General features: G+C 70.3%; 24 protein-coding genes and 1 tRNA gene. 3 read left to right on the top strand and 22 right to left on the bottom strand.

What is annotated here, in order from left to right; genetic code table 11:
* On the top strand, window positions 1-127 hold a 127-nt coding region (locus FQY64_RS12675; RefSeq protein WP_146474792.1), incomplete at its 5' end, for an integrase core domain-containing protein.
* On the opposite strand, the gene recR is transcribed toward FQY64_RS12675, so the two are convergent.
* From recR to dnaX, 3 genes are all read right to left on the bottom strand, one after another.
* On the bottom strand, window positions 124-717 hold the full coding sequence (recR, locus tag FQY64_RS12670) for a recombination mediator RecR (RefSeq protein ID WP_146474790.1): 594 nt from the start codon (window positions 715-717) through the stop codon (window positions 124-126). The two genes, FQY64_RS12675 and recR, sit on opposite strands and share 4 nt — an antisense overlap.
* A gap of 259 nt (window positions 718-976) precedes the next feature.
* Window positions 977-1,297 (bottom strand): YbaB/EbfC family nucleoid-associated protein, encoded by a 321-nt coding sequence (locus tag FQY64_RS12665; RefSeq protein WP_146474788.1) that lies wholly within the window; start codon window positions 1,295-1,297, stop codon window positions 977-979.
* A 5-nt stretch (window positions 1,298-1,302) separates the two neighbouring features.
* Window positions 1,303-3,018: a DNA polymerase III subunit gamma/tau gene (gene dnaX, locus FQY64_RS12660; RefSeq protein WP_146474786.1), complete on the bottom strand. Its 1,716-nt coding sequence runs from the start codon at window positions 3,016-3,018 to the stop codon at window positions 1,303-1,305.
* 125 nt (window positions 3,019-3,143) lie between these two features.
* On the opposite strand from dnaX, the gene FQY64_RS12655 reads away from it, so the two are divergent.
* Window positions 3,144-3,236: transfer RNA gene (locus FQY64_RS12655), tRNA-Ser, on the top strand.
* Between the two features lie 638 nt (window positions 3,237-3,874).
* On the opposite strand, the gene FQY64_RS12650 is transcribed toward FQY64_RS12655, so the two are convergent.
* The 6 genes from FQY64_RS12650 to ffh form a co-directional block, all read right to left on the bottom strand.
* Window positions 3,875-4,270, bottom strand: a complete 396-nt coding sequence (locus tag FQY64_RS12650) for an RNA-binding S4 domain-containing protein (protein WP_146474784.1) — start codon at window positions 4,268-4,270, stop codon at window positions 3,875-3,877.
* Window positions 4,271-4,418: 148 nt separating this feature from the next.
* Window positions 4,419-4,820, bottom strand: a complete 402-nt coding sequence (gene rplS / locus FQY64_RS12645) for a 50S ribosomal protein L19 (RefSeq protein ID WP_146474782.1) — start codon at window positions 4,818-4,820, stop codon at window positions 4,419-4,421.
* 111 nt (window positions 4,821-4,931) lie between these two features.
* The gene (gene trmD, locus FQY64_RS12640) at window positions 4,932-5,702 is read right to left on the bottom strand and encodes a tRNA (guanosine(37)-N1)-methyltransferase TrmD (protein WP_146474794.1); all 771 of its coding nucleotides are present in this window, start codon (window positions 5,700-5,702) and stop codon (window positions 4,932-4,934) included.
* A 357-nt stretch (window positions 5,703-6,059) separates the two neighbouring features.
* Window positions 6,060-6,581 (bottom strand): ribosome maturation factor RimM, encoded by a 522-nt coding sequence (gene rimM, locus FQY64_RS12630; protein ID WP_146474780.1) that lies wholly within the window; start codon window positions 6,579-6,581, stop codon window positions 6,060-6,062.
* A gap of 37 nt (window positions 6,582-6,618) precedes the next feature.
* Window positions 6,619-6,879 (bottom strand): 30S ribosomal protein S16, encoded by a 261-nt coding sequence (gene rpsP / locus FQY64_RS12625; RefSeq protein WP_146474778.1) that lies wholly within the window; start codon window positions 6,877-6,879, stop codon window positions 6,619-6,621.
* Between the two features lie 283 nt (window positions 6,880-7,162).
* Window positions 7,163-8,530, bottom strand: coding sequence for a signal recognition particle protein (gene ffh, locus FQY64_RS12620; protein WP_146474776.1), 1,368 nt, complete (start codon window positions 8,528-8,530; stop codon window positions 7,163-7,165).
* 111 nt (window positions 8,531-8,641) lie between these two features.
* Between ffh and FQY64_RS12615 the strand changes: the two genes are divergently transcribed.
* The gene (locus tag FQY64_RS12615; RefSeq protein ID WP_186761002.1) at window positions 8,642-9,421 is read left to right on the top strand and encodes a cytochrome C assembly family protein; all 780 of its coding nucleotides are present in this window, start codon (window positions 8,642-8,644) and stop codon (window positions 9,419-9,421) included.
* Window positions 9,422-9,484: 63 nt separating this feature from the next.
* On the opposite strand, the gene FQY64_RS12610 is transcribed toward FQY64_RS12615, so the two are convergent.
* The 13 genes from FQY64_RS12610 to FQY64_RS12550 form a co-directional block, all read right to left on the bottom strand.
* Window positions 9,485-10,336 (bottom strand): DUF1444 family protein, encoded by an 852-nt coding sequence (locus tag FQY64_RS12610; RefSeq protein WP_146474774.1) that lies wholly within the window; start codon window positions 10,334-10,336, stop codon window positions 9,485-9,487.
* Window positions 10,337-10,374: 38 nt separating this feature from the next.
* Window positions 10,375-11,748, bottom strand: a complete 1,374-nt coding sequence (gene radA, locus FQY64_RS12605; RefSeq protein WP_146474772.1) for a DNA repair protein RadA — start codon at window positions 11,746-11,748, stop codon at window positions 10,375-10,377.
* A 66-nt stretch (window positions 11,749-11,814) separates the two neighbouring features.
* On the bottom strand, window positions 11,815-12,909 hold the full coding sequence (locus FQY64_RS12600; protein ID WP_146474770.1) for a polysaccharide biosynthesis/export family protein: 1,095 nt from the start codon (window positions 12,907-12,909) through the stop codon (window positions 11,815-11,817).
* A 126-nt stretch (window positions 12,910-13,035) separates the two neighbouring features.
* Window positions 13,036-13,791 carry a YdcF family protein gene (locus FQY64_RS12595; protein ID WP_146474768.1) on the bottom strand — a complete coding sequence of 252 codons (756 nt, stop codon included), beginning with the start codon at window positions 13,789-13,791 and terminating at the stop codon, window positions 13,036-13,038.
* Window positions 13,792-13,807: 16 nt separating this feature from the next.
* Window positions 13,808-14,989, bottom strand: a complete 1,182-nt coding sequence (locus FQY64_RS12590) for a glycosyltransferase family 4 protein (protein WP_146474766.1) — start codon at window positions 14,987-14,989, stop codon at window positions 13,808-13,810.
* Window positions 14,986-16,155 (bottom strand): hypothetical protein, encoded by a 1,170-nt coding sequence (locus FQY64_RS12585; RefSeq protein WP_146474764.1) that lies wholly within the window; start codon window positions 16,153-16,155, stop codon window positions 14,986-14,988. Before FQY64_RS12585 ends, FQY64_RS12590 begins: the two co-directional genes overlap by 4 nt.
* A gap of 49 nt (window positions 16,156-16,204) precedes the next feature.
* Window positions 16,205-17,566, bottom strand: a complete 1,362-nt coding sequence (locus FQY64_RS12580) for a lipopolysaccharide biosynthesis protein (RefSeq protein ID WP_146474762.1) — start codon at window positions 17,564-17,566, stop codon at window positions 16,205-16,207.
* A 151-nt stretch (window positions 17,567-17,717) separates the two neighbouring features.
* Entirely contained in the window at window positions 17,718-18,881 is a 1,164-nt protein-coding gene (locus tag FQY64_RS12575; protein ID WP_186760993.1) for a right-handed parallel beta-helix repeat-containing protein, read from the bottom strand.
* A 371-nt stretch (window positions 18,882-19,252) separates the two neighbouring features.
* Complete coding sequence (locus tag FQY64_RS12570; protein ID WP_186760991.1) at window positions 19,253-20,353, bottom strand: right-handed parallel beta-helix repeat-containing protein; 1,101 nt, start codon at window positions 20,351-20,353, stop codon at window positions 19,253-19,255.
* A 408-nt stretch (window positions 20,354-20,761) separates the two neighbouring features.
* The gene (locus tag FQY64_RS12565; protein WP_186760989.1) at window positions 20,762-21,901 is read right to left on the bottom strand and encodes a right-handed parallel beta-helix repeat-containing protein; all 1,140 of its coding nucleotides are present in this window, start codon (window positions 21,899-21,901) and stop codon (window positions 20,762-20,764) included.
* A gap of 108 nt (window positions 21,902-22,009) precedes the next feature.
* Window positions 22,010-23,188: a right-handed parallel beta-helix repeat-containing protein gene (locus FQY64_RS12560; RefSeq protein WP_146474754.1), complete on the bottom strand. Its 1,179-nt coding sequence runs from the start codon at window positions 23,186-23,188 to the stop codon at window positions 22,010-22,012.
* A 286-nt stretch (window positions 23,189-23,474) separates the two neighbouring features.
* Entirely contained in the window at window positions 23,475-24,575 is a 1,101-nt protein-coding gene (locus FQY64_RS12555) for a right-handed parallel beta-helix repeat-containing protein (protein ID WP_146474752.1), read from the bottom strand.
* Window positions 24,576-24,854: 279 nt separating this feature from the next.
* On the bottom strand, window positions 24,855-25,886 hold a 1,032-nt coding region (locus FQY64_RS12550; RefSeq protein ID WP_186760987.1), incomplete at its 5' end, for a right-handed parallel beta-helix repeat-containing protein.

Genomic DNA, 25,886 nt, shown 5'->3' with positions numbered 1-25,886 from the left:
CCGCGAGGCGCTGCAGGACTGGCTGCATCACTACAACTGTCACCGCCCACACAGCGCACTCGGCGGTCAGCCACCCATCACCCGCTTGGCGCTCCGCCGAAACAACCTATTGAAGCTTCACACCTAGACCATCTCGCTGCGCGAGCCGAACGCGTGCGAGAGCGTGCCGCGGTCGACGTACTCCAGCTCGCCGCCCAGCGGCACGCCGTGCGCCGGACGACTGGGACGCACGCCGTGCTGGCGCGCGAGCTGGGCCAGGTAGTGCGCGGTCGCCTCGCCTTCCACGGTCGGGTTGGTGGCGACGATCAGTTCCTGCACCTCGCCCCCGGCCAGGCGCGCGGCCAGCCGGTCCAGACCCAGCTCGCGCGGGCCGATGCCGTCGAGCGGGCTCAACCGCCCCTGCAGCACGAAGTACAGGCCGCGGTAGCCGGTGGCCTGCTCGATGGCGAGGCGGTCGGCCGGCGTCTCCACCACGCACAGCAGGTGCGCATCGCGCGAAGGGCTCGCGCAGGTGGCGCACAGCGGGGATTCGCTGAAGTCGCGGCAGCGCTCGCAATGGCCGATGCGCTCCATCGCCGCCGCCAGCACCTCGGCCAACCGCTGCCCGCCCGCGCGCTCGCGCTCGAGCAGGTGGTACGCCATCCGCTGCGCCGACTTCGCGCCCACGCCCGGCAGCACGCGCAACGCCTCGATCAGTTGTTCGAGCAGGGAGCTCATGGGGAGCGGGGAGCGGGAACGGGGAACGGGGAACGGGGAACGGGGAGCCGGGAGCCGGGAGCCGGGAGCCGGGAGCCGGGAGCCGGGAGCGGGAACGGGGAGCCGGGAGCGGGAACGGGGAACGGGGAACGGGGAAAGTTGGCCCGCGCGAATAACGGTTCCCGGTTCCCGGTTCCCGGTTCCCGTTCCCTGTTCCCTGTTCCCTGTTCCCTGTTCCCTGTTCCCTGTTCCCTGTTCCCTGTTCCCGGTTCCCCCGCCCTCAGAACGGCAGCTTCATGCCCGGCGGAATCGGCATCCCGGCGGTGGCGGCGGCCATCTTCGCCTGCGATTCGGCGTTGACCTTGTTGACCGCGTCGTTGAACGCGGCGGCGATCAGATCCTCGGCCATCTCCGGGTCGGCCAGCACGCTCGGGTCGATGCGCACCTTGCGGCACTCCATGCGGCCGGTGAGGGTCACGTTGACCATGCCGGCGCCGCTGCTGCCGGTGACTTCGATCTTGGCCAGTTCTTCCTGCGCGCGCTGCAGGTTCTCCTGCATCCGCTGCGCCTGCTGCATGAGTTGGGCGATGTTGCCGCGCATGGGGGTCACTCGTCGAGGGGTCGGATGGAATTCGGGACCACGGTTGCGCCGTGCCGTTCGATCAGATGGCGCACGTGGGGATCGGACAGGAACGCCTGCTCGGCCGCGGCCTGGCGGGCATCGCGCTCGCGCTGCTGGCGCGCGTGCAGCGAGTCGGCCTGCACCGTGTCGGGCGCTTCGAAGCGGATCTGCAGCGGTGCGCCCAGCGCCTCGCACACCGCGTCGGTGAGCGTCTTCACCGCGCGCGGCGTGCGCAGCACCTCGTCCACCGCCAGGGTGAGCACGCCGTCGCGGCACGACACGAAGCCGGCGTGACGCGCGAGCTCGAGCGTCGGGCCCTTGAAGCCGCAACGCTCGACCAGCGCCTGCCAGGCCTCGACGCCGTCGATCGTCGCGTGCGATGCGGTCGCAGCCGCATGCGGTGCGCTGGCCATCGGCGCGACGGGCATGGCCGGCGCCGAAGGGACGGACGCTGCGGGCGGCGGCTCCATCGCGCGCGGCGGCAGCGCGGTTTCGCGCACGACCTCCGCGCGCTCCAGCACCGGCGCGGAGACGGTCGCCGCCGCGCTCGTGCCCGACGTGCGCGTCGCGCCCGCTCCGGTTTCGGCACCGCGCGGCGCCGGCGCGGCCGTCGCCGCATTGCCGGGCGGACGGAACGCCAGCATCCGCAGCACGCTCATTTCGAACCCGGCACGCGGGCTCGGCGCGTACGGCAGCTCGCGCCGGCCCTGCAGCGCCATCTGGTACCAGAGCTGCACCAGCTCCGGCCGCACCCGGCCGGCGATCGCATCGACGTCGATGCCGTCGCCGTCCATCGCCGCTTCCGGCACCAGTTGCCGCACCTGCACGCGGTGCAGCGCCTCGGCCAGCGCATCGAGCACACCGCCCCAATCGGGCGAGAACTCGGCCAGCGCCGCCGTTTCGGCCAGCAGGCGGGCGCCGTCGCCGTCCGCCAGCGCCTCCAGCAGCGCGCCGACGCGGGTGCGATCGACGGTGCCGAGCATCGCCGCCACCGCCGCGTCCTCCAGCCGGCCGCCGGTGTAGGCGATCGCCTGGTCCAACAGCGACAGGCCGTCGCGCAGGCTGCCGTCGGCCGCGCGCGCGAGCTGGCGGATCGCGCCGTCCTCGGCGGCGATGCCTTCCGCCTCGAGGATGCGGCGCATCTGACCGGCGATCTGCTGCTCGTCCAGCCGCTTCAGGTTGAACTGCAGACAGCGCGACAGCACGGTCACCGGCAGCTTCTGCGGATCGGTGGTCGCCAGCAGGAACTTCACATGGCCCGGCGGCTCCTCCAGCGTCTTCAGCAGCGCGTTGAACGCCGCCTTCGACAGCATGTGCACCTCGTCGATGAGGTACACCTTCACCCGCCCGCGCGAAGGCGCGTACTGCGCGTTCTCGATCACCTCGCGCACGTCGTCCACGCCGGTGTTGGACGCGGCGTCGATCTCGAGCAGATCCATGAAGCGGCCGGCGTCGATGTCGCGGCAGGCGTTGCATTCACCGCACGGCTCGGCCGAGGTGCCGCGCTCGCAGTTCAGCGACTTGGCGAAGATGCGCGCGATCGTCGTCTTGCCCACGCCGCGCGTGCCGGTGAACAGGAACGCGTGGTGCACGCGCCCGCTGTCCAGCGCGTTGGTGAGCGCACGGACGACGTGCTCCTGCCCCACCAGCTCGGCGAACCGCCGGGGGCGCCATTTGCGCGCAAGGACGAGATAGGACATTCATGCATTCTGCCACGCCGCCGCGAGGCTCCGCCCCGCGCCGCCGTTCACCTTGTCCGCATCCGGCGCGCCCGGTAGACTGCTCGCCCCTCCAGGTGTCCCCGCGGCGCCTGCTTCCGGGTTCAGGAGAGGTGTCCGAGTGGTTGAAGGAGCACGCCTGGAAAGTGTGTAAGCGGCTTAAAACCGCTTCGCGGGTTCGAATCCCGCCCTCTCCGCCAGAAATGCCGAAGGCCCCCTCGCGGGGCCTTCGGCATTTCTGGCGCTGCAGGGTTGGTGGATGAACCCGCCTTCGGGTTCGACCAATCGGCATGGAAAGCCGATTGGGACGGCCGAAGGCCGCCCGCGCGCAGCGCGGGTGCGCGCCAGGGATGGCGCGCATCCATCCCGCCCTCGTGCACCGCTCCCCCTCACGAAGCAACGCCCCCTCGCGGGGCCGTTTGCGTTTCTGCGGTGCAGGGCGTGTGGACGAACGCGCCTGCGGGTTCGACAAACGGGCAGGACAGCCCGTTTGGACGGCCGAAGGCCGCCCGCGCGCAGCGCGGGTGCGCGCCATGGATGGCGCGCATCCATCCCGCCCTCGTGCACCGCTCCCCCTCACGAAGCAACGCCCCTCGCGGGGCCGTTTGCGTTTCTGCGGTGCGGGGCGGGTGGACGAACGCGCCTGCGGGTTCGACCAATCGGCATGGGAAGCCGATTGGGACGGCCGAAGGCCGCCCGCGCGCAGCGCGGGTGCGCGCGCGGGAACGACGAGGACGGGCGCCCGGCAATCGTTATCCGATGCGACGCGCAACAGGTCGCCATGCGCGCCAACCGGCGCGTACTCCGAGCACGGTGCCGCTCCGCCGCCGCTACCGGATCAGAGCGCGTCGATGTCGCCCAGTGCGCGGATCAACCGGCGCGCGCGTTTGTCGGGTTTCGATTCGGGCGGCTGGAAGCCGGCACGCTCGGCCGCACGCAGCGCGCGCGCCTGCTCGCGCGCCAGGCGCGAGGCGTCCGATTCGCTGTAGAGCGTCTGCGCGACGCTGGCCGGGCCGCGCGTGTCGCTCAGCGCCCGCACCTCGATCTCGAACACCTCGCCTGCGCGCACGATGCGCAGCGGATCGCCCACGCGCACGGCACGCGAGGCCTTGGCGCGCTGGCCGCCGATCTCGACCTTGCCGGTCTCGATCGCCTGCTTGGCCAGGCTGCGGGTCTTGAAGAAGCGCGCGGCCCACAACCAGAGGTCGAGGCGCACGCCCGCGGAATCGTTCATGCGTCGAAGCGGGAGGCGGTCGTGGAATGCAGATGGCGGCGGGTGTGGCGGCCGCAAGGCCGACGCCGTGCGCGTGCTGAACCGTTCGGACGCGCAAACGCGAACGGCCGCCCTGCGGCGGCCGTCGCGGTGCAGCCCGGAGCGCGACTCAGGCCTGGTCGGCCGAAGCGTTCGCGGGCTTGGCGTAGGCGGACAGATCCTCCTTGATGCGCGCCTTCTTGCCTTCCAGACCGCGCAGGTAGTAGAGCTTGCCGGCGCGCACCTTGCCGCGGCGCTTCACCTCGACCGAATCGATGGTGGCGCTGTGGGTCTGGAACACGCGCTCCACGCCGTAGCCGTGGGAGATCTTGCGCACGGTGAACGACGAGTTCAGACCGGCGTTCTTCTTGGCGATGACCACGCCCTCGTAGGCCTGGACGCGTTCGCGGTTGCCTTCCTTCACCTTGACGTTGACCACGACGGTGTCGCCGGGGCCGAATTCGGGCAGTTCACGCTTCTGCTGCGCGGTTTCGAAGTTCTGCAGCAGGGTATGCAGGGAGGGCTTGTTCATGGTCCGGCCTGTTGGTGTCGTTGTTGCGCGAGTGCACGTGGACCCGCGTCATGGCATGGGTGAAGCGGAAGCCGCGCATTATAGCGGGCTTTTTCCTTGCGTGGCTAGCAGTTAGGCGGGCCGGTCCGGGCCGCCGCCGTCCGCCGGCCCGTCCTCCTCGCGCCAGGCGTCCAGCAGGGCGCGGTCGGCCGGGGTGAGCGCGGCCTTCGCCAGCAGGTCCGGCCGCCGCTGCCAGGTGCGGCGCAGGGCCTGCGCGCGGCGCCAGCGGGCGATCGCGGCGTGATTGCCCGAGAGCAGCACCTCGGGCACCCGCCCCAGCTCGTGCACGACCGGGCGGGTGTAGTGCGGACAGTCCAGCAGACCGTCCTCGAAACTGTCCTGGCTGGCCGACTCGGCGTCGTTGAGGGCGCCCTCCTGCAGCCGGGCCACGGCGTCGATCAGCACCGCCGCCGGCAGCTCGCCTCCGGACAGCACGTAGTCGCCGATGGAGATCTCCTCGTCCACCTCGGCGGCGATCAGCCGCTCGTCGATGCCCTCGTAGCGGCCGCACAGCAGGATCAGGCGTTCGCGGCCGGCGAGCTCGCGCACGCGGGCCTGGGTGAGCGGCGCGCCCTGCGGGCTGAGGTAGATCGCCCGCGCCGGCGCCGGATCGGCCGCGCGCGCCGCCCGCAGCGCCGCGCGCAGCGGCTCGATCATCATCACCATGCCCGGCCCGCCGCCGAACGGGCGGTCATCGACGCGGCGGTAATTGCCCTCGGCGTAGTCGCGCGGATTCCAGCCGTGCACCGCCAGCAGCCCGCGTTCGACCGCCCGCCCGACCACGCCGAACGCCGCGCACTGGGCGACGAATTCGGGGAACAGGGTGACGACGTCGATGCGCATGGGCGGTGGGAATCGGGAATCGGGAATCGGGAATCGGGAATCGGGAATCGGGAATCGGGAATCGGGAATCGGGAACCGGGAACCGGGAATCGGGAATCGGGAATCGGGAACCGGGAACCGGGAATCGGGAATCGGGAATCGGGAATCGGCAATCGGGAACCGGGAACCGGGAACCGGCAATCGGGAACCGGGAACCGGCAATCGGGAACCGGGAACCGGCAATCGGGAACCGGGAACCGGGAACCGGGAACCGGGAACCGGGTCAGGATCGCACGCCGGAAGGCGTGCCGCGGATGGGCGCTTTGAGCGGCGATCGGGTTCGCCAGCATCATCCGCGCGGAGTGCCGGCTGCACCGGTCAGAAATCGGGGTCCCAGTCGACCGTGATCGTGCCGGCGTCGAAATCGACCGCGGTGACGTACTGCGGCTGCACGAACGGAATCATCCGCTCGCGCTCGTCGTCGCGCACCACGATCACGTCGTTCGCCCCGGTGGAGAACAGGTGCGAGACCGTGCCGAGCGGCACGCCCTCGACCGTCCGGACGGCAAGGCCCTCCAGATCCACCCAGTAATACTCGCCGGGCCTGGGCGGCGGCAGCGCGGAGCGCGGAACGAGGATCTCGGTGCCGCGCAGGGCCTCGGCGGCGTCGCGGTCCTCGATGCCGGGCAGCACGGCGACCAGGTGCTTGCCCGCCTCGCGGCCACGCGCGCCGAGCAGCTCGCGCTCGCGGCCCCGCGGGTCGCGCAGCGTCCAGGGCTGATAGCGGAAGATCTGGCGCCGCGGCTCGGTCCAGGATTCGACCTTGACCTCGCCGCGCACGCCGAAGGCGCCCACCACCCTGCCGAGCAGGATCAGGCGCCTGGGATCGTGGATCGGCATGTCGGGATCGCGCCGCGCCACGGGCGCGGCGATCGCGTCAGGCGCCGGCGGGGGCGTCCTTGAGCGCCTGCTTGTACAGGTTGGCGACCTTCTCGGTCATCTGCGCGCCGTTCTTGATCCAGTGCTGCACGCGCTCCACGTTCAGCTCGACGCGCTTGTCGTTCCCCGAGGCCACCGGGTTGTAGTAGCCCAGGCGCTCGATGTTGCGACCGTCGCGCGCGCTGCGGCTGTCGGTGACGATGATGTGGTAGAACGGGCGCTTCTTCGCGCCGCCGCGGGTGAGGCGGATCTTGACCATGGATTGCGGTTTCCTGTGTTGCCCAGTCGCCGGGACGGCGAGGTAAGCGCGGGATTATACGGGCCCGACCGGGAAGCGCGCCAGCCGTGGGGACAAGGACGAGCCGCGTGGGCGCCTTCGTGCCGCCACGACCGCGCGCTCGGCCCGGGGGCGCCAGGACCGAGGGGCGACGCCTCGGCGCGGCCGCGCGCGCCCTGCCCTGCTCCTGCGGCGCAAGGGAGGGGTGAACCACCCTACGGCCGACGCAGCCCCGGATCGAACGCCGCCGGCCGCCGCGGAGGACTCAGCGGAACGGCATCGGCCCGCGGCCGCCCATCATCCCGCGCATGCCGCGCAGCAGGCCCTTCATGCCGCCGCCGGCGAGCTTGCTCATCATCTTTTCCATCTGCTGGTACTGCTTGAGCAGACGGTTGACATCGGCCGGGGTGGTGCCGGAGCCGCGGGCGATGCGCGCCCGCCGCGAGCCGTTCAGCAGCGCCGGGTTGCGGCGCTCCTTCTTGGTCATCGAGTTGATGATCGCGATCATGCGCGGCACTTCCTTGCCGGTGACCTGGGTCTTCACCGCATCGGGGATCTGACCGATGCCGGGCAGCTTGTCCATCAGGCCGTGGATGCCGCCCATGTTCTGCATCTGCTCGAGCTGGTCGCGCATGTCGTTGAGGTCGAACTTCTTGCCCTTGACGACCTTCTCGGCCAGCTTGGCCGCCTTGTCCTTGTCGACCTGCTGCTCCACCTGTTCGACGAGCGACAGCACGTCGCCCATGTCGAGGATGCGGCTGGCGATGCGGTCGGGATGGAAGACGTCGAGCCCCTCGGGCTTCTCGCCGGTGCCGATGAACTTGATCGGGCGGCCGGTGATGTAGCGCACCGACAGCGCGGCGCCGCCGCGCGCGTCGCCGTCGGTCTTGGTCAGCACCACGCCGGTCAGCGGCAGCGCCTCGGCGAACGCCTTGGCGGTGTTGGCGGCGTCCTGGCCGGTCATCGAATCGACGACGAACAGCGTCTCCACCGGCTTGACCGCCGCGTGCAGCGCCTTGATCTCGTCCATCATCGCCTGGTCGATGGCGAGGCGGCCGGCGGTGTCGACGATCAGCACGTCGGCGAACGACTTGCGCGCATCGTCGATCGCGGCGCGCACGATCGCCTCCGGCTTCTGGTCGGCCTGCGAGGGGAAGAACAGCACGCCGACCTGCTCGGCCAGCGTCTTCAACTGCTCGATGGCGGCCGGACGGTAGACGTCGGCGGAGACCACCATCACCTTCTTCTTGCGGCGCTCCTTGAGGTGCTTGGCGAGCTTGGCGACCGTCGTGGTCTTGCCCGCGCCCTGCAGGCCGGCCATCAGGATCACCGCGGGCGGGGCGACGTTGAGGTTGAGGTCGGCCGCCTGCGCGCCCATCACCGCGGTGAGCTCGTCGCGCACCACCTTGATCAGCGCCTGGCCCGGCGTCAGCGACTTCAGCACTTCCTGGCCGACCGCGCGCACCTTGATGCGCTCGATCAGCGCCTGCACGACCGGCAGCGCGACGTCGGCCTCGAGCAGGGCGATGCGCACCTCGCGCAGGCTCTCGCGGATGTTCTCCTCGGTCAGCCGCCCGCGGCCGCGCAGGCGGTCGATGGTGCCGGACAGGCGCTGGGTGAGGGACTCGAACATCGCGGATTCCGGGGTGCGGACGGGGGGGCCGGAGTATAGCCCGCGCGTCCGCAGACGCCTGAACCGGCGGGGCGGTCACGCCGGGGCGCGGGCCTGTGCGACACTCGACGGATGACATTCGTTCTCATCGCCCTCGCGTTCTATGCCGTCGCGACCGCCCTGCTGGTGGGCGTCCTGCGCCGGGACGGGAGCCAGCGGATCTGGCTGCCGCCCGCCTCGGTGGCGGTCGCGCTGCATGCGGCCGCGCACCTCGACGCCTGGCGCGCGGCCGGGCTGGACCTGCACTTCTTCGCCGCGCTGTCGCTGGTGGGCCTGGGCATGGCGGCGCTGACCGCGGTGACCGGCGCGGGCGGGCGGATGCGCGCGCTCGGGGTGGTGGTGTTCCCGATCGCGGCGGCGATGCTGGCGCTGTACGCGCTCGCCGGGCGGGAGCCGCCGGAAGCGCTCGACTGGCGACTGCAACTGCACGCCGGCTTCGCGCTGCTGGCCTACGCGACGCTGGCGATCGCGGCGCTGCTGGCGATCATGCTGTGGCTGCAGGAGCGCGCGCTGCGCCGGCGCGAGTTCCACCGCTGGCTGCGTGCGCTGCCGCCGCTGGTGCAACTGGAGACGCTGCTGTTCCGCACCATCGCCGCGGGCTTCGTGCTGCTGAGCGCGACGCTGCTGACCGGCGTGCTGTTCGTCGAGGACCTCCTCGCCCAGCACCTGGTGCACAAGACGGTGCTGAGCGTGCTGTCCTGGCTGACGTTCGGCGCCCTGCTGCTCGGGCGTTGGCGGCGCGGCTGGCGCGGCGTGGTGGCGGTGCGCTGGACGCTGGCGGCGATGGCGCTGCTGGTGCTGGCGTTCTTCGGCAGCAAGTTCGTGCTGGAGATGGTGCTGGGCCGGGCGTAGCGGAACCTGTCCCTGCCCGCGCCTGCCGAAGGGCGCAAGGCGGGCGGAGACCGCCCCCGGCCGTCACTCCGCGTGCAGGGCGATGCCGTCCCGCTGGACGCGAAAGACACGGTCGCTCAGGGCGTAGCCGGCTTCCTGATGGATCTGGCGGGCGAGCGCCGCCAGTTCGGCGACCGCCCCGGCGTCGGCCGAATCGGCGAACACCAGCACGTCGCGCGCCGGCACGGCGACCACGGGATCGCCACGGAAGCGCTCGCTCTCGCGCGCCCATAGGTCGTCGAACAGGAGCAGCGAGGCCTCGTAGTTCCCGTCGGCGACCACCATTCCGAGGCGCTCGCCGCGATGGACCTCGATGCGCGGCAGCAGGTGGCGCAGGTTGCGGACCGCCAACGCGCGGAGCGCGCTGCGCTCGACATCCAGCCCGGCAAGCTCGTCTTCGTTCAGATAGGCGATGTTGCTGGGCGTGTCGATCGCGTAGGCGACGATCAGCGCTTCGTTGAGCGCCTCGTGCACGATGTCGCCGACATTGCCGCCCCGCGCACGCATCGCGCGCATCTCCTCCAGCCACTCGCGGTCCTTGACGATCGGCACGATCGCGTCGCGACTGCGCGCGAGGCCGGACTGGGCCTCGACGTAGGACGCGAGGTAGCTCTCGATCACCCGGGCGCGCCCCTCGCCGTCCTCGGACCGCCAGGCGCGGTAGGCGTTGTCGAGGAACACCCGCTGGGTGCTTCCGGTCGGCGAGGTGAGCGCCAGCTCCAGCGGCCCCGCGATCTCGGTCCGCACGTCGGGGAGGCGGACGCGCAACTGGCGCGCGACCTCTTCCGCGAATCCGGATGGGGACAGCGCCGGCGGTTCCTGCCGTCGCCCGCGCCCCGAGAACAGGCGGCGGACGGCCGCGACGATCGCTTTCATCGGGCACTCCCCGTCAAAGCCCGCAGTGTGGCGGGCGATCAGGCGGCGCTCAAGGCATCGGCCAGGCGCTCCACCGCGATCACCTCGAGCCCCTTGTACGCGCCCGCCTTCGGCGCGTTGGCCTTCGGCACGATCGCGCGCCTGAAGCCGTGGGTGGCAGCTTCCTTCAGGCGCTCCTCGCCGTTGGGCACCGGACGGATCTCGCCGGACAGGCCGACTTCGCCGAACGCCACCGTCTGCGCCTCCAGTGGGCGGTCGCGCAGGCTCGACAGCACGGCGAGCAGCAGCGGCAGGTCGGCGGCGGTTTCCTGCACGCGGATGCCGCCGACGATGTTGACGAACACGTCCTGGTCGCCGACACCGACGCCGCCGTGCCGGTGCAGCACCGCCAGCAGCATGGCGAGCCGGTTGCCCTCCATGCCCACCGCGACGCGGCGCGGGTTGGACAAGGGCGATGCGTCCACCAGCGCCTGCACTTCCACCAGCAGCGGGCGCGTGCCCTCGCGGGTGACCATCACGCAACTGCCGGGCTGCGGTTCGCGGCTGCCGGAGAGGAAGATCGCCGACGGGTTGGGCACCTCGCGCAGGCCCTTGTCGCCCATCGCGAACACGCCCAGCTCGTTGACCGCGCCGAAGCGATTCTTGAACGCGCGCAGCACGCGGAAGCGGCTGCCGCTCTCGCCTTCGAAATACAGCACCGCATCGACCATGTGCTCGAGCACGCGCGGGCCGGCGATGCCGCCCTCCTTGGTGACGTGGCCGACCAGGAACACCGAGGTCGCGGTTTCCTTCGCATAGCGCACCAGCCGCGCGGCGGTCTCGCGCACCTGGCTCACCGAGCCGGGCGCGGCGGAGAGCTGCTCGGTCCACAGCGTCTGCACCGAGTCGGCGACGATCAGGCCCGGCTTCATCGCCGCGGCCTGATCGAGGATGCGTTCTATGCCGGTTTCGGCGAGCGCATGGATGCCGTCCAGCGGCAGTCCGAGCCGCGCAGCGCGCCCGGCCACCTGCGCCAGCGATTCCTCGCCGGTGACGTACAGCGCCGGCAGCGTGCCGGCCAGCTTCGCGACCGCCTGCAGCAGCAGGGTCGACTTGCCGATGCCGGGATCGCCGCCGACCAGCACCACCGCGCCGTGCACGAGGCCGCCGCCGAGCACGCGGTCGAGCTCGCCGATGCCGGTGGAGACGCGCGCCTCCTCGGCATGGCGGACGTCCTTGAGCGCGGTGACGGCCGGCGCGTCGGCGCGCCCGGCCCAGCCGGTGCGGCGCGCGGCGGCGGGCGCCTTGCCGGCCGGCTCGAGCGCGATCTCGGCCAGCGTGTTCCAGGCGCCGCAATCGGCGCACTGTCCCTGCCACTTGCTGTGATCGGCGCCGCATTCGGCGCAGACGTAGGCGGTCTTGGCCTTGCCCATGAAACGGCTCGTGCGCATCGGTGAGGACGCGCACGATACCGGAGCCCCGTCGCGCGGGGCGAGACGTCAGTTGCTGACGTCGACCTGGGTCGAGGCGAGGTTGCGCAGCACGCCCGAGACCGGCAGCAGCTGCGAGATCACGCGGTTCCAGCGGGTGACGCCGGCGGCGCCGACGAACACCACGTCGCCCGGGCGCAGCGGGAAGCGGTCGGCCAGCACGAACGCGGCCGGCGAGCGCGCGTCGAGCTGGTACACCGTCGCCGTGCCCTGCCCCTGCTCGACGTCGCGCAGGCCGCGGATCACGTACACCGCCTTGCCGTTGCTGGTGAGCGGGTTGAGTCCGCCGACACGGCCCAGCGCCTGCGTCAGGTTCATGCGCGAGGTCTTGTAGGTGATCGCCTGCGGGCGCGTCACCTCGCCGAGCACGTACACCTGGCGGTCGTCGTTGTACGGCAGGAACAGGCGGTCGCCGGGCTTGAGGTAGATGTCCGGCGCAACGCTGCCGGGCCGGTTCAGCGCGTCGTAGTCGAGCGTGTAGGCGCGGCCGTCGCGGATCAGCGTCAGGCCGGACAGGTCGGCCTGCTGCAGGTTGATGCCGGCGCGGCCCACCGCCTGCGCCAGCGTCACCGGAACCGGCGTCACCGGCTGCGGCGCGGTGTTGGTGAACGCGCCTTCGAACGCGATCTGGCCGCCGGGCGTGGCCAGGCTGACGTCCACCTGCGGCTCGCGCAGGTAGCGCGACAGGCCGCGACGGAGGATGTCGCGCACTTCGTCGAGCGTCTTGTCGGCAACCTGCACGCGGCCGATGTACGGGAAGTACAGCGTGCCGTTGGCTTCCACCAGCCGGCCGTTGGCGGCGCCCTGCTGCGCGCCGGCCGGCGTGGTCAGTTCGGGATGGTCCCAGACGGTGACCAGCAGCGAGTCGCCCGGACGGATACGGTAGGCATCGGGGCGGTACTGCAGCAGTTCGCCGGGGACTTCGGCGGTCTGCGCGGTCTGGCCGGCGACCAGCTCGGGCGTGATGGGCACCACCTTCACCTGCCCGCTCTCGACGAGATCGGGCTGGTCCGGCGTGTCGGCGGCGAGATGCTGGCCCGGCACGCAGGCGGTCAGCACGGTCAGCGAAAAAGCGAGAGCAAGGGCGCGATACGGAGCGTTCACGGCATCGTTTCCTGATCCGGGTGGGGGACGTTCGCGCGTGGCGCGGTGGGACGGGGCCACGGGCCCCGCTGGCGGGACTGTAGGAAGCCGGCTGCAGTTGCGATGTGAAACGCGCACATGAGCCGGTCAGTACCGCCAGTCCACCTCGGCCAGCGCGAGGTATTCCTTGAGCGCGCGGCCGCTGCGCCACAGCGCGCTGAACGAAGGCAGCCAGCGGCCGAGGCCGTCGCGGCGGCTGGTGGGTTCGGGCACCGGCGCCGGCACCACCTCCAGCCCGGTGGCCTCGAACAGGCGCACCGCCCGCGGCATGTGCAGCGCCGAGGTCACCAGCAGCACGCGGCGGATGCCGTGGCGGCGCGCGATGACGGCGGTGTTGCGGGCGTTGTCCTCGGTGTCGCGGCTGCGCACGTCCAGCAGCAGGGCCTCGGTGGGCACGCCGAAGCGGGTGATCGCGCGCGCCATCGTTTCCGCCTCCGTGCGGCCCTGCGCGCCGCCGCCGGAGAGGATCACGCGCGGCGCGCGTCCGGCCAGGAACGCGCGTGCGCCGGCCGCCAGACGGCTGTACGGCAGCGTGCGCGGGTCGACGTGAGGACGGTCGATCCACGGATAGTGGTAGCCGCCGCCGAGCACGACCACCGCATCGGCCCGCGGCAGGCGCTCGATCTCCATGCGCGGGTGACGGTTCTCCAGCGACGCGCGCAGCGCCTCCGACACCGACGGCATCGACAGCAGCGCCGACCACGCGAACGCCGCCGCCCCGAGCAACGCGGCCGACCGCCGCCGCCCCGTCAGCATCGCCAGCGCCGCAAGCGCCAGCAGGCAGGCGGACAACGCCGGCGGATAGGTCAGCGCGACGAGAACGTCGTTCAGCCGTGCCCACATGCCGGAAGAGAACCGATCAGCGCCGGGCGAATTCGACCGCCGCCGGCTCCGCCGCGCGGTGCGTCCAGGCGCCCAGCAGTTCGCCGTACACCTCGAGCGTGCGGTCGATCACCAGACGCTCGTCGAACTCCGCCAGCGCGCGCTGGCGGGCGCGCTCGCCCAGGCGGCGCAGCAGCGCGCGGTCCTGATCGAGCAGCGCGATGCGCTCGGCGAGCTGCGCAGCATTGCGCGGCTCCACGTGCAGGCCGTCGACGCCGTGCTCGCGTACTACCTCGCAACAGCCGGGCAGATTGGTGGTGATCAGCGCCAGCCCGCTGGCCGCGCCCTCGATCAGACTCTTCGGCACGCCTTCGCGGTAGTAGCTGGGCAGCACCATGACATCGGCCGAACGCATCAGCGCCGGCATGTCCTCGACGTGCCCGAGCCACTGCACCGCGCCTTCGCGCGCCCACGCCTCCGCTTCGGCCTGCTTCACCGAGCGCGGATTGCCGGGGTCGGGCGTCCCCGCGAGCAGGAAGTCGATCGCCCGGCCCTGTGCGCGCAGCATCCGCGCGGCCTCCACGTACTCGCCCACGCCCTTCTCCCAGAGCAGCCGCGCGGCCAGCAGCACGCGCAGGCGCTCGGGCTCGGCGTCGCGCGGCGGCGGCACGAAACGGGTGGTGTTGACGCCGGAGCTGCGGATCACGCGGATGCGGTCCGCGGGCACCAGCCGCTGGCGCGTCATCACCTCGGCGTCGTCCGGATTCTGCAGCACCACGCGCGAATGCCCGCCGCCGAGCGTCATCCGCATCATCTGCTTCACCATCGGGCGCAGCGTGCGCGCCAACGGGGCATCGCTGGTGAACACATACCCCAGGCCCGCGACCGCGTTGACCACCGCCGGCACGCCGGCCACGCGCGCGGCCATCGCGCCGTACACCGCGCATTTGACGGTGAAGTTGTGCAGCAGGTGCGGACGCTCGCGACGCAGCACGCCCGCCAGTTGCGCGATCGTGCGCGTTTCGCGCAGCGGGTTGAGGCTGGCCCGGTCCATCGCCAGCGGAACCCAGCGGAACCCGTGATCGGCGAAACGCGCGCCGAACTCGCCCGGCGGCGAAAGCATCACCACCTCGTGACCGTGGGCCTTGAGCTCGCGCGCGGTGGAGAGGCGGAAGTTGTAGAGGTACCAGTCGGTGTTGGCGTAGAACGCGAACTTCATTCGTCCTCCGTGGCGTGCGGATCTTCGGCTTGGGCGTCGAGCGCGTCCGCGGCCTCGGTATCCACGGCCGACAGCAGCATCGACGGGAAGACCAGCAGCAACAGGAACGTCGCGGCGTAGCGGATGCCGCTGCCGGGGTTGTAGATGCCGAACGGCACGTAGGCGATCAGCACCACCAGCATCGCCGGCAGCCAGCCCAGCATCAGGATCTTGCGCGGCAGGCCGGCCGGCGCGCGGAACAGCGCCTGGCGGATGCCGTGCAGCAGCAGCCCGATCACGATCAGGCCGGAAAGGAAGAACGGCAGCATCACCGGCCGCGCGAGCACCTCGCCCGGCGTGGGTCCGAGCAGCGCCAGCGGCAGCGACCACCAGAGACTTCCGAACAGATCGCCGCTGGTGTCCATCTCCACCCACAGGCGGGTGGTCGGCGAGTGGATGGTGAAGTAGCTGCGCGCCTTCGGCAGAACCTCTTCGGTGATGTAGCGGTCGAGCTGCGGCCACAGCAGCGCGACCGCCAGCGCGGCGACGCCCGCGAGCATCAGCGCCTGCACGCCCGCGCTCAGGCGCGTGCTCGGTCCCCACACGATCACCAGGAAGCCGAGCAGCAGCAGCCCGGCCCCCATGCCGAACGGTCCGCGCAGGAACACCATGCCGCCCACGCACAGCAGCGCCAGCAGGATCCGGTACAGGCCGCCGCTGCGGTAGTAGCCGATCAGCGCACCGAGAAACAGGCCCAGCAGTCCGGTGAACAGCGCCTCGCGCCCGATCACCGCGGTCCACACGCCGAAGTTCGGCAGCAGCAGCAGGACCAGCAGCGGCCAGCGGTGGCGGCCATGCGCGTTCGCCTGCCAGACCATGTAGGCGATGCCGGTGGCGGCGAACAGCGAGAACGCCAGATGCGCCCCGAGCGCGCCGCCCAACGCGCTCAGGCGCGCGGCCAGCTTGGTGACGAACAGCGTGCGCGCCTGGGTTTCCGGATCGGCCGCGTAGGCGCCGGTCATGTACGACTCGGCATCGCCGAGCTGGCTGTAGCGGCTGTAGACGAACACCGCGAACAGCGTCCAGGCGGCGTACAGCACCGGAACGACCGCCGGATGCAGCCTGCGCGGCCGTGCGACGGCGGCCGGCGCGGGCGACGCGGCGACGGGATAGAAATACGTGCTCATCGTCACATGGTTACTCAAGCGCCCGTGATCGGGCCGTCGAAGCGATGTCTCATCGCGCCTCGTCCCTCGCCCGTTCGAGGCGGCGGAAGCGGCGGACGCCCCAGGCGGTGCCCAGCAGCAACGCCGCCTCGCCGATCACCGTCGCCCACGCGGCGCCGGACTCGGCCAAGCGCGGGATCAGCGCCGCATTCATCCCGACCGTGAACACGGTCGACACCGCGATCGCGTATACCCGGAAGCGCATGTGGTTCTCGGTGAGCAGCGCCGCGCCCATCGCGGTGGACAGGAAGCGGATCGGCACGCACAGCGCCAGCACCTGCAGGATATCGGCGACGCTGCGGTACTGCTCGCCGAACACCAGCGGCACCACCCACGGCGCCGCGATCGCCAGCGCCGCGCCGATCGCAAGCCCGAGCCCCAGCATTCCCGCGTTGCCCTGCCGGTACACGCGCCAGAACTTGGGCCGGTCGTGCACCGCCCACCGGTGCAGTTTGCCGAGCAGGTACTTCTGATAGATGGTCGCCGGGATCAGGTAGATCGCCGTCATCACCGCCAGCGCGACGCTGTAGCGGCCGGCATGGGCATCGCCGGCGAGGTACTTCAGCAGGATCGTGCTGATCTGATAGAAGACCGGATACAGCGCGGCATACACGCCGAACGCCCATGCCTGCGACCACAGCGCCCCCACGCCCGGCGGCGGGTCGGCATGGACGATGCGCGCGGGACGCGGCCCGTGCCCCTTGAGGTCCAGCCGCCCCTGCATCATCGCGCGCACCTGCGGCACCGTTGCCGACGCCACCAGCACCGCGATCGCGCAGTAGCAAAGCGCGACGAACCGCCCGCTGAGATGCGGCACCAGCAGCAGCGCGACGGCCACCGCGAGACGGCTCGCGGGGATGGCCATCTGCCACAGCGCCATCTCGCCGTAGCGCTCCTCCAGGCGCAGCTTGTTGCTGATCAGATCCACCATCAGGATGCTGATCACCACTGGCGAGAGCACCAGCAGCATGAAGCGCGTATCGTCCGGCGGCGCGCCAAGCAAGGCCCAACCGGCCAGCGACAGCAACGCCAGCGATGTCGTCAGCGCGGTGAAACGCAGGGACGCCGGAAGCCAGCGGTTGGCATGCCATCCCTCGGCGCCGTAGATCTTCAGGCGGAACTGGGTGAGGCCGAAACCGGCCAGCGGCGCGATCATCGTCACCGTCGCGAGCGAGGATGCGAACAGGCCGTACTGCGCGGGCCCCATGATGCGGGCGAGCAGGGTCTGGGTGAGGAACACCATCACCGCACCCAGCGCGGTGGCGCCGCTCAACAGCGTCAGAGTCGCGATCGCGCGACCCGCGCCCGCCGGCAGCCAGCGCCTCAGCCCACCGGGCCGCATCGCCGCGATCCCCGCGCCCGCATTCTCCATGTCCTTTCGCACGCCGTTGCGCAAACGAGCGCTCCACTCTAGGGAGGACGGCGTGAACGGGTCTTCATGGCCGAGCCAGCGCCGGTGCGACCGGGCGAAAAAAAGCCGCCCATCCGGAGATGGGCGGCACAACGACGAAGAAGAACGCGGATCAGCGGTAGTAGTTGGTGCCGATCGTCAGACCGGTGATCGTGCCGCGACGGAGGATGTCGCGCTCGATCCGGCTCGAGTAGCCGGTCAGCGTGAAGGCGGTCCGATCCTGATCGCCCAGTCGCAGGTAGTTGTCGTAGAACGTGTTGCCGCTGATGGTGCACCCGTTGGTGCCGTCCTGGATGAAGATGCCGGTGGCCGAGTTGTCGCGCACCGTGTTCGCCGAGATGGTCACCGAACGCGCACCCACCGTCACCAGGCCGCAACTTCCGTTGCGCTCGATGGTGCAGTTGCGCACCGTGACCGACTGCGCGCCCTTGTAGGCCAGCATGCCGTACGTCTTGTTGCCCTTGATGACGCAGTCCTGGATGTTGATCTTGTAGGCCACGCCGCCCTCGTCCGGCTCGATGTCGATGCCGGTCTGCGGCTTGACGCCGTTGCTGTTGCTGAACTCCGAGTCGCGCACCTCGACGTACTTGGCGCGGCCGATGGTCAGCGCCTGGCGGCGGTTGTTGGTCGACACGACGTTGGCGATCGCGACGTCCTCCGAGTAGATCGGCGCGCTCTGCCACACCGGCGCCGCGCCCAGCGAGATGCCGTCGCCGAAGCAGTCGGCCACGCGGATGTCGCGGATGGTCACGCGCTTGCTGCCGCGGATGAAGATCGCGTGGCCCCACTCGCCGTCCGTGCGCTGGTGGCGGTAACGCTCGCCGATGATCTGGCCGCCGGAGATCTCGATGTCGGTCACCTTGTCGGCCAGCACCACGTACGCCTTCAGCGCCGCGTTGGGGATCGCGACCAGCTTGGCGCCCGGATCGAGCTGCAGATGCATCTTGCTGCGCAGGCGGATCGACTTGACCGCATCGATCATGTACGTGCCGGCCGGGATGTAGACCGTACCGCCGGTCGAAGGCAGCGCGTTGATGGCGCGCTGGATGGCGGCCGTGTCGTTGGTCGACCCGTTGCCGACCGCGCCGTAGTTGCGCACGTTCAGGCGCGTGCTGCCGCGCGTGCGGGTCGGAGGCACGTAGGCCGCCATCGCTTCACGGGCCGGAAACAGGGCGCCGCCCAGCATGACCGGGGCAGCGACGAGGAACGAGTTGCGGAGGAAGATACGGCGCGGCGCGGCGAGCTCGAGTTCGTTGCGGTTCACTAGCGTTTTCACCTTGTTTGGCCGGCACGGATCCGGCGCATGCGAGGGAAGGAAAGAGGCACTGAGGCCAACGGATGCGGCTGAGGAAGCGACCGCTGTTGTCCCCGGGTGAAACCGGCGTGGCGCCCGGGTGAGGGCGCAATCTAGCCGCCGTGAACGCGCGTACTTGAACGCCAACGGAACGCTAACGACGCGCTGAATGCGCAGGGTCGAGCGTGAATCGGTTGTGCGCACGTGCGCACAGAACGCGCATCGCGCGGGGCGTTCCCGGGCGCGCGTGGAGGCGTCCGATGCCGCGCGCTGGCTCGACCGTGCGCAAAAAAGCGCCGCCGACGTCGAGTCGGCGGCGCTTGGTACGGACCCGCTCGCCCCTGCGCGGGACGTCAGCGGTAGTAGTTGGTCAGGATCTTCAGGCCCGAGACGCTGTCCTTGTAGAGGATGTCGCGCTCGATCCTGCTCGACCATCCGGTCAACGTGAACGCCGTGCGGGTCTGGATGCCCAGCCGCGCGTAGTTTCCGTAGAACGTGTTGCCGGTGATGGTGATGGTGCTGCTGTTGGTCTGCAGATAGACGCCGGTCGCCGAGTTGTAGCGGATGGTGTTGGCCTCGAGCCGGATGCCGGTGCAGCCCACGGTCACCACGCCGCAGCTCTTGTTGCGCTCGATCGTGCACCCGCGGATCGTCACGTTGCGCACGCTCTTGAAGATGTTGATGCCGTACTTGGCGTTCTCCTTCACGACGCAATTCTGGATCACCACGTTGTCCGTGTAGCCGCCGTCCTCGGGCAGATCGGGCTCGATGTCGATGCCGCATTCCGGCGCCACGCCGTTGGTGCCGCTGAGCACCGAATCATGGACCTGGACGTACTTGGAGCGGCCGATCGTCAGCGCCTGGCGGCGGTTGTTGTGGGACACCATGTTGGCGATCACCACGTCCTCGGACATGATCGGCGTGCCGTTCCACACCGACGCGGCGCCGATCGACAGGCCATCGCCGTAGCAGTCGGCGAGCCGGATGTCGCGCACGGTGACCCGCTTGCTGCCGCGGATCATGACGGCGTGGCCCCACTCGCCGTCGGTGCGGCGATGGCCGTAGCGCTCGCCGATGATCTGGCCGCCGGAGATCTCGATGTCGGTCACCTTGTCGGCCAGCACCACATAGGCCTTCAGGGCCGCGTTGGGGATCGCGACCAGCTTGGCGGCAGGATCGAGCTGCAGATGCATCTTGCTGCGCAGGCGGATCGACTTGACCGCATCGATCATGTACGTGCCGGCCGGGATGTAGACCGTACCGCCGGTCGAAGGCAGCGCGTTGATGGCGCGCTGGATGGCGGCGGTGTCGTTGGCGGTGCCGTTACCGAGCGCACCGTAGTTCTTCACGTTGAGACGGGTGGTGCCGCGGGCGCGGGTCGGCGGCACGTACGCCGCCTTCGCCACCTTGGGCAACGCCACGCCACCGAGCATGGCCGGGACGGCAAGCAGCATCGAGGTCCTGAGGAATTCCCTGCGAGGCGTCCGGGCCTCGGGCACCACGTGCACGAGTTCGTTCTGTTTCATTGATGACCTGCCGCGGAAGCGGCGTTGGAGTGGCGGACAGCGGGCCGGCGCCGGATCGATGTGTGAAGGCGCCGTGACGGACAAATCTACGCTGCGTGAAATCGCACGCTGCGAACCGCGTCGCACTCGCCCTGGACGTCGGTGAACAAGCCCGTTTGCGCTGAACGCAGCGTGTGGCGGTGCGCACACATGCGCCCCCGTCGCGAAGACGCGCGCGACGCCGTGCACGTGCGCTTCACCCACATTGTCGTAGGCGCCGCACGGCCCGACGGGTGCGGACACACGGACGCCGCCGATCCAGCGATCGGCGGCGTCCGGTGGCCCCTCCCGCGTTGCTCAGCGGTAGTAGTTGGTGGTGATCCGCAGGTCGGCGATCGCGCCGCTCAGCGCGATGTCGCGCGCCACCCGCTCCGACCAGCCCGTCTGCGTGAACGGCGCGCGCGTCCCCGGGTAGGCGGCGGCGTTGTTGCCGTAGAACGTGTTCTGGCTGACCTGGCAGTTCCTGGTGCCGTCCTGCACCGACAGGCCATGGAAGGCGTTGTTGCGGACGGTGTTGCTGGCGATGTAGGTCGCGCTGCAGGCGACCGTCACGATCCCGCAGTTGCCGTTGCCTTCGATCGTGCAGGCGCGGATCGTCACCGCCTGCGCGCGCTTGTAGACGTTGATGCCGTCGCGCCTGTTGCCGCGCAGGCGGCAATTCTGGATGTTGATCTTGTACGCGATGCCCGGATAGTCGGGCTCGATGTCGATACCGGTCTCCGGCAGCGTGCCGTTGCTGTTGCTGAACTCGGAATCGCGGACTTCGACATAGCGCGCGCGGCCGATGGTCAGTCCCTGGCGGCGGTTGTTGGTGGAAACCACGTTGGCGATCGCCACGTCGGCGCTCGAGATCGGCTCCTGGCCGGTCACCTTGGCCGCGCCCAGTGAGATGCCATCGCCCCAGCAGTCGGCGATGCGCAGATCGCGGATCGTCACACGGGAGCAGCCGCGCACCATGATGCCGTGGCCCCACTCGCCGGTGGTTCCCAGGTGACGGTAGCGGTCGCCCAGGATCTGGCCGCCGGAGATCTCCACGTCGCTCGCCTGGTCGGCGAGCAGCGCGTAGGCGCGTTCGACCGCGTTGGCGATCACCACGAGCTTCGCGTCGAACGCCATTTCCAGATGCATGCGGCTGCGCAGGCGGATCGAACGCACCGCGTCGATCGCATAGCTGCCGGCGGGCACGTACACCGTGCCGCCGTCGACGGGCAGCGCATCGATCGCCGCCTGGAACGCCGCGGTGTCGTCGGCGGTGCCGTTGCCGAGTGCGCCGAAGTCGCGCACGTTCAGGCGCGCGCTTCCGCGCGCGCGCACGGGCGGCACATACACGGCGGCGCGCGCCTGCGCCGGCCACAGCGCGCCCACGCCGAGCGCGGCCGGTACGGCGAGCGCCACCCCGCGCAGGAACTGACGGCGGTCGCAACCGGTCGCGGGCATGGAGACCCCTTCGTGAGTCATGTCGGTATTCCCCTGGATTCGATGACGCAAAAAGAACGCCGCCGGCTTCGCGGCCGGCGGCGTCCGGGCTGCCGCGGGATCGCTGGATCAGCGGTAGTAGTTGGTGGTGATGCGCAGATCGACGATGCCCTCGCCGCGGTACAGCAGATCGCGCTCGACCTTCTTGTCCCAGCCGTAGAGCGAGAACGCCGTGCGGTCCACGTCGCCGAGGCGCAGGTAGTTGTCGTAGAACGTGTTCTGGCTGATCTGGCAGTTGGTGGTGTCGTACTGGATGAAGATGCCGGTCGCCGAGTTGCGGCGGACGGTGTTCACCGCGATGTAGATGCCGGTGCAGCCGACCGTGACCAGACCGCAGCTCCCGTTCTCTTCGATGGTGCAGCCGCGGATGGTGATGTTGCGGGCGCCCTTGAAGATGTTGATGCCGTAGGTGCGGTTGCCGCGGATCACGCAGTTCTTGATCGTGATGCGGTCGGCGATGCCGCCCTCATCCGGCATGTCGGGTTCGATGTCGATGCCGGTCTCCGGCTTCACGCCATTGCTGTTGCTGAACTCGGAATCGTGCACCTGCACGTACTTGGCGCGGCCGATGGTCAGCGCCTGGCGGCGGTTGTTGGTCGAGACGACATTGGCGATCGCGACGTCCTCCGAGTAGATCGGCGCGCTCTGCCACACCGGCGCCGCGCCCAGCGAGATGCCGTCGCCGTAGCAGTCGGCCACGCGGATATCGCGGATGGTGACGCGCTGCGATCCGCGGATGAAGATCGCATGGCCCCACTCGCCGGTCGTCACCAGGTGGCCGTAGCGCTCGCCGATGATCTGCCCGCCGGAGATCTCCACGTCGGTGCACTTGCTGGCGAGCACGACGTACGCCTTCTCGGCGCCGTTCGGGATCGCCTTCAGCACCGCGGCCGGGTCGAGTTCCAGATGCATCTTGCTGCGCAGGCGGATCGACTTGACCGCGTCGATCATGTAGGTGCCCGCCGGGATGTAGACGGTGCCGCCGTCGGACGGCAGCGCGTTGATCGCCGCCTGGATCGCGGCGGTGTCGTCGCTGGTGCCGTTGCCGAGCGCGCCGTAGTTGCGGACGTTGAGCCGGGTGAGACCGCGCATGCGGGTCGGCGGCACGTAGGTGGCCGCCATCGACACCTTCGGCAGGAGCGCGCCGCCGACCAGGGCCGGAACGGTCAGCAGGAGGCTGTTCTTCAGAAACTTGCGGCGAGGCGTCCCTTCCTCGGGCACGATGTGCTCGAGTGCGTCGTGATTCACTTTTGTTCCCCTGGCCGGAATTCGGCGATTAAGGTTGAGCAGGTACGGGACCGGGTTCGCTACCGCGTGAAGCCCTCGTGACGGGGAAATCTACAGGGCGTGAAAAAAACCGCTGCGCACTCAATCCCAGATTGATATCGCTGAATGCGATTTTTTCCTTGTAGCTCAACCATATGCGGTAGCCCGCTCGGTGCCGGGGCGGATGCCGGAGCGGCAGAATGCCCGCTCTCCCGCGGCGTTTTTCCACGACCGCGAACGGCGCGCGGCGCGGCGGCCGGCAGCGAACTCAGCGGTAGTAGTTGCTGAGGATGCTGACGTCGACCAGCGTGCCGCGCATGAGGATGTCGCGCTCGATCTTCGGCGCCCAGCCGGACAGGGTGAACGGCGTGCGCACCTGTTCGCCCAGCCGGCTGTAGTTGCCGTAGAACGTGTTGCTCTCGACCCGGCAGGCCTCGGTGCCGTCGCTCAGCAGCAGGCCGGTCGCCGAGTTGTTGCGGATCGTGTTGCCTTCGATCCTCAACGTCGAACAGGCGACCGTCACCAGGCCGCAACTGCCGTTCTCCTCGATCCGGCAGTTGCGGATGGTGATGTCGCGCGCGCCCTTGAAGACGTTGATGCCGTACGTCTTGTTGTGGCGGATCACGCAGTTCTCGATCGTCACCTTGAACGAGATGCCGCCCTCGTCGGGCAGATCCGGTTCGATGTCGATGCCGGTCTCCGGCTTGACGCCGTTGCTGCCGCTGAACTCCGAATCGCGCACCTCGACGTACTTGGCGCGGCCGATGGTCAGCGCCTGGCGACGGTTGTTGGTCGAGCAGACGTTGGCGATGACCACGTCCTCGCTGTAGATCGGATCGCTCTGCCAGACCGGCGCGGCGCCGAGCGAGATGCCGTCGCCGTAGCAATCGGCGACGCGGATGTCGCGGATGGTCACGCGCTTGCTGCCGCGGATGAAGATCGCATGGCCCCATTCGCCGGTCGTGACCAGATGGCCGTAGCGCTCGCCGATGATCTGGCCGCCGGAGATCTCGACGTCGGAGACCTTGTCCGCCAGCACGACGTACGCCTTCTCGGCGCCGTTCGGGATGGCCTTCAGCACCGCGCCGTTGTCGAGTTCGAGGTGCATCCTGCTGCGCAGCCGCACCGACTTCACCGCATCGATCATGTAGGTGCCGGCCGGCACGTAGACAGTGCCGCCCGTGCTGGGCAAGGCGTTGATCGCGGCCTGGAACGCGGCCGTGTCGTCGCTGCTGCCGTTGCCGACCGCGCCGTAGCTGCGCACGCTCACGCGCGCGTCGCCGCGGGCGCGGCCCGGCGGCATGTAATCGGCGCGCGAAAGCGAGAGCGCCCGCGGGGCGACGCCCCACAGCACCGCCGGCACCGCCATCTGCAAGGTGGTGCGAAGGAAGGACCGGCGCGGCGGTTCCGCTCCGGCCCCGGAACGCTCGAGAATGCTGGTTGCCACTTGCCCAACGCCGCCGCGCGGCGCCCTCCCCTGATGGTCCCCTGGCGCACGGGCTGACCCGTGAAGCCCATGTGAGGGCGCAATCTAGCGGGCGTGAAACGGGCGTTCGCTGGCCTGCGCCACAGTTCGGCGCATCACGAAATTGAACGGGCTGAACAAGCCGAACAGTCTGAACGCGCGCCGTGCCGGCGCGCACGGGGCTCAGTCGTAGCGGTTGTCGGCGATGCGCACCCGCGCGACGCCGTCGGCGATGCGGATGTGGCGATCCGTCGCCCGCGCCGCGTGCCGCGGCGCCGGGGATGCCTCGGCGAACCGGTTGGCGGCGATGGTGACCGCGGCCGTCCTGTCGCGCAGGCCGATGGCGCGCGGCGTGTTGGCGCGCAGGCGGTTGCCGATGATGTCGACCCGCGACGCGCCGGCCACCAGGATGCCGTGGCCGCGGTTGTCGTGGATGTCGCAGTCGCGGATGGCGACCTCGCTCACGCGGCGCCAGAGCTGGATGCCCGGCCCGCGGTTGCCGAACACACGGCAGCGCTCGATCACCACGTCGCCGGTGTCGGCGCCGCTGTCGGGCTCGACGTCGATGCCGGCGGCGGGCGGCGTGCCGCCGGTGTGGCTGAACTCGCAGTCGAACACGCGCACGCGCCGGGCGCGACCGATGGTCAGTCCCTGGCGCCGGTTGCCGGTGGCGGTGACGCGGGCGACCACGACGTCCTCGCTGCGCACGACCGGACGGCCGCGGCCGGCGTCGATCGCGCCGATCGACATGCCGTCGCCCCAGCAGCGCGAGATGTGGATGTCGCGCACCGTCACCCGCCGGCATCCGCGCACCATGATGCCGTGGCCCCATTCGCCGCGGGTTCCGAGGTGGCGGTCGCGGTCGCCGACGATGCGTCCGCCGGAAATCTCGACGTCGCTCACGCCGTGGGCGTTGAGCACGTAGGCGCGCGGCGCGGCGTTCGGTTTGGCCAGCAGGCGCACACCCGGGTCGAGCCGCAGATGCATGCGCGAGCGCAGGCGCACGCTGCGCAGCGGATCGATCAGGTAGGTGCCGGCCGGCACGCGCACCGTGCCGCCTTCGGCCGGCAAGGCGTCGATCGCGCGCTGGAATGCGGCGGTGTCGTCGTGCTCGCCGTCGCCGCGCGCGCCGTAGCGGCGCACGTCGCGCACCGCCGCGCCCCGCGCGCGCGCGGGAGCTCCGGCGCGCGCGCCGGCGGCGAACGCCACCGGCAG

This window comes from Vulcaniibacterium thermophilum (assembly GCF_007923255.1).
Classification (GTDB): domain Bacteria; phylum Pseudomonadota; class Gammaproteobacteria; order Xanthomonadales; family Xanthomonadaceae; genus Lysobacter_F; species Lysobacter_F thermophilum.
The sequence above is the reverse complement of the archived record's forward strand: the minus strand, read 5'-3'. Positions and strand labels throughout refer to the sequence as shown.

Bases quoted from the DNA above. Each gene is read 5' to 3' on its own strand.
- trmD (WP_146474794.1), bottom strand. From the start codon at position 5,702: ATGCGCATCGACGTCGTCACCCTGTTCCCCGAATTCGTCGCCCAGTGC.
- rpsP (WP_146474778.1), bottom strand. From the start codon at position 6,879: ATGGTCAAGATCCGCCTCACCCGCGGCGGCGCGAAGAAGCGCCCGTTC.
- FQY64_RS12570 (WP_186760991.1), bottom strand. From the start codon at position 20,353: ATGCTGCTTGCCGTCCCGGCCATGCTCGGTGGCGTGGCGTTGCCCAAG.
- FQY64_RS12565 (WP_186760989.1), bottom strand. From the start codon at position 21,901: ATGCCCGCGACCGGTTGCGACCGCCGTCAGTTCCTGCGCGGGGTGGCG.
- FQY64_RS12615 (WP_186761002.1), top strand. From the start codon at position 8,642: ATGACATTCGTTCTCATCGCCCTCGCGTTCTATGCCGTCGCGACCGCC.
- FQY64_RS12580 (WP_146474762.1), bottom strand. From the start codon at position 17,566: ATGGAGAATGCGGGCGCGGGGATCGCGGCGATGCGGCCCGGTGGGCTG.
- FQY64_RS12665 (WP_146474788.1), bottom strand. From the start codon at position 1,297: ATGCGCGGCAACATCGCCCAACTCATGCAGCAGGCGCAGCGGATGCAG.
- radA (WP_146474772.1), bottom strand. From the start codon at position 11,748: ATGGGCAAGGCCAAGACCGCCTACGTCTGCGCCGAATGCGGCGCCGAT.
- rimM (WP_146474780.1), bottom strand. From the start codon at position 6,581: ATGCCGATCCACGATCCCAGGCGCCTGATCCTGCTCGGCAGGGTGGTG.
- FQY64_RS12585 (WP_146474764.1), bottom strand. From the start codon at position 16,155: ATGAGCACGTATTTCTATCCCGTCGCCGCGTCGCCCGCGCCGGCCGCC.
- FQY64_RS12595 (WP_146474768.1), bottom strand. From the start codon at position 13,791: ATGTGGGCACGGCTGAACGACGTTCTCGTCGCGCTGACCTATCCGCCG.
- FQY64_RS12650 (WP_146474784.1), bottom strand. From the start codon at position 4,270: ATGAACGATTCCGCGGGCGTGCGCCTCGACCTCTGGTTGTGGGCCGCG.
- ffh (WP_146474776.1), bottom strand. From the start codon at position 8,530: ATGTTCGAGTCCCTCACCCAGCGCCTGTCCGGCACCATCGACCGCCTG.
- FQY64_RS12610 (WP_146474774.1), bottom strand. From the start codon at position 10,336: ATGAAAGCGATCGTCGCGGCCGTCCGCCGCCTGTTCTCGGGGCGCGGG.
- rplS (WP_146474782.1), bottom strand. From the start codon at position 4,820: ATGAACAAGCCCTCCCTGCATACCCTGCTGCAGAACTTCGAAACCGCG.
- FQY64_RS12590 (WP_146474766.1), bottom strand. From the start codon at position 14,989: ATGAAGTTCGCGTTCTACGCCAACACCGACTGGTACCTCTACAACTTC.
- FQY64_RS12555 (WP_146474752.1), bottom strand. From the start codon at position 24,575: ATGGCGGTGCCGGCGGTGCTGTGGGGCGTCGCCCCGCGGGCGCTCTCG.
- recR (WP_146474790.1), bottom strand. From the start codon at position 717: ATGAGCTCCCTGCTCGAACAACTGATCGAGGCGTTGCGCGTGCTGCCG.
- dnaX (WP_146474786.1), bottom strand. From the start codon at position 3,018: ATGTCCTATCTCGTCCTTGCGCGCAAATGGCGCCCCCGGCGGTTCGCC.